This window comes from Flavobacterium sp., from assembly GCF_043773265.1.
Taxonomy (GTDB): Bacteria; Bacteroidota; Bacteroidia; order Flavobacteriales; family Flavobacteriaceae; genus Flavobacterium.
Genome location: NZ_JAYVFH010000173.1, coordinates 1 through 2900, shown reverse-complemented (window position 1 = coordinate 2900; position 2900 = coordinate 1). Strand labels below are relative to the sequence as shown.

Below are 2900 nucleotides of genomic sequence, written 5' to 3'. Positions count from 1 at the left end.
AGTTCGTTGGGACAGTTCGGGCATTTGGGAAGGTTTTATTCCTGGTGTAGAAAGAGGAACTTCCTATAAATATAAAATACAATCCAACAACAACGGAATCATTACAGAAAAAGCCGATCCGTTTGCAATGTATTGCGAAAATCCACCACATACAGCATCAATAATTTGGGATTTAGACTATAAATGGAAAGATACCAAATGGATGGAAACCAGAAAAGACAAAAACGGATTAGACAAACCACATTCGGTATACGAAGTCCATCTTGGTTCATGGAAACGCAACAGCGAAGGCAAATTTCTTACCTATGTAGAACTTGCAGAAGATTTAGTAAACTACGTAAAAGAAACAGGATTTACTCACGTAGAGTTTATGCCAATTATGGAATATCCTTACGATCCATCTTGGGGTTACCAACTGGTAGGTTATTTTGCGCCAACATCTCGCTTCGGTAAACCACAAGATTTTATGTTCCTTGTAGATAAATTACACCAAGCAGGAATTGGAGTTATTCTAGATTGGGTTCCATCACATTTTCCTAGTGATGCTCACGGTTTAGGATTTTTTGACGGTTCAAATTTATACGAACATCCAGATTTAAGAAAAGGATATCATCCTGATTGGAAAAGTCTCGTTTTTAATTATGGTCGTAACGAAGTACGTTCGTTTTTAATAAGTAATGCTATTTTTTGGTTGCAACAATACCACGCAGATGGACTTCGTGTAGATGCTGTGGCGTCAATGTTATACTTAGATTATTCTAGAAATGATGGCGAATGGGAACCAAATATTTATGGCGGAAGAGAAAATCTAGACACCATAAGTTTTCTAAAAGATTTTAACGAAGCAGTATATTCTAATTTTCCAGATGTTCAAACAATTGCCGAAGAAAGCACTAGTTTTCCAATGGTTTCACGACCAACATTTCTTGGCGGATTAGGTTTCGGAATGAAATGGATGATGGGTTGGATGCACGATACATTACAATATTTTCAAAAAGAAAGTGTCTATAGAAAATACCATCAAAACGATTTAACATTTTCTATGACGTATGCCTTTACAGAGAATTTTATGTTACCACTTTCTCATGACGAAGTAGTTTATGGCAAACATTCCATTCAAGGCAGAATGACAGGCGATGAATGGCAAAAATTTGCAAACTTGCGATTGCTTTACGGATATATGTTCACTCATCCAGGAACTAAATTATTGTTTATGGGAAGCGAATTTGGGCAAACATCCGAATGGAATTTCGAATCAAGTCTTGATTGGCATTTATTACAATACGGTTTTCATGACGGAATGAAAAAATGTATAACCGATTTAAATGCATTATACAAAAATAATCCAGCGTTGCACGAAAAACAATTTAGTGCAGAAGGATTTGAATGGATAAATTATTCCGATAATCAAAATTCTGTTTTAGCATACATAAGAAAAGGAACTAAAGAAAAAGAAAACCTAATAATTGTTTGTAATATGACGCCAGTAGTTCATCAAACCTACAGAATAGGATTACCAGCAAAAGGAACCCGAGGCAAAGCCGAACTGAGCGAAGCTAAATTAACAGAAATTTTTAATTCAGATAAATTAGAATACAACGGAAGCGGAATAAACAACCCAAAACCAATAAAAATCGAAAAAGAATTATGGAACGGAAGAGAATTTTCAGCCGAAGTTGTTTTACCACCATTAGCAGTTTGTGTATTCAAAATTGGATAAAAAAACACAATGATTTTTTGCCACTAAGTTGCAAAGTCTTTAGCCACGAATTACATGAATTAAATACAATTTTTATATCCTAACAGGTTTTTTTTAACCTGTTAGGTATTAGTTTTTAGAAAGAAATTAAAAAAAATATAAAATAATCACACCTTTGCGCCTTAGCTACCGATAGCTATCGGTATTGCGAGAACAAAACTTAATTAACTTAAATAACTTAATGGTTAAAAAAAACTTTGCGCCTTAGCGACTTAGTGGCAAAAAAAACCTTAATGAATCTTAACACCTTAATGGTTTTAAAAAAAATAAAAAAAAACTTTGCGCCTTAGTGGCTTAGCGGCAATTTTTTTTTAGAGTCTTAAAATAACAACCGCAAACGTAATAGTTAAAAACATATAAAATTACATTTGAAATTACCACCCAACATTCGTATTTTCGCAAAATTACAAATCTATTAAACTATGATTACCAATACAGAACTCGAATATAAAGGCGATTTATTTCCTTCAAAAATAACATCTTACGAAAAAGAAGTCGACTCAATTCTTTTTCATACAGACAACAATGTAATTTTAAAAGTTACAGTTTTAAGAGATAGTTTAATACGTTTTAGATACACAACCAAAGGATATTTTAGCAACGATTTTTCGTATGCAATAGATAAAACACAATCGCATGGTTATAATATTCTAGAAGTTACTGACGAAAAAGGCCATTACAGAATTACAACTAGTAAAGTTTATGTAGTAATTCAAAAACACGATTTGCGAATCGGAATCTACGAACTCAATGGCGAAGCAATTGTAGAAGACGAAATAGGTTTTCATTGGGAAGAATCCTATGAATTTGGTGGAAATATTATTAAAATGAGTAAAACATCTCAAGATGGAGAATGTTTTTACGGACTTGGAGACAAAGCTACACATCTAAATCTAAAAGGAAAACGATTAGAAAATTTTGCTACCGATCAATATGCTTTTCAAAAAGATCAAGAACCATTATACAAAGTTGTTCCATTTTATATCGGTTTGCACCACAATATTTCCTACGGAATATTTTTTGACAATACCTTTCGTTCTTATTTCGATTTTAGTAGCGAACGCAAAAATGTAACCAGTTTTTGGGCTGATGGTGGCGAAATGAATTATTATTTTGTCTATGGTCCAAAAATGAGCGATGT

1 protein-coding gene and 1 pseudogene are annotated in these 2900 nt (G+C 33.1%); both read left to right on the top strand.

Annotation, left to right across the window (positions count from 1 at the left end):
• A partial coding sequence (gene glgB / locus ACH2BO_RS09355; RefSeq protein WP_395044480.1) for a 1,4-alpha-glucan branching protein GlgB occupies positions 1-1720 on the top strand: 1720 nt, incomplete at its 5' end.
• Between the two features lie 461 nt (positions 1721-2181).
• A pseudogene (locus ACH2BO_RS09350) lies at positions 2182-2900 on the top strand (glycosyl hydrolase); the annotation flags it as partial.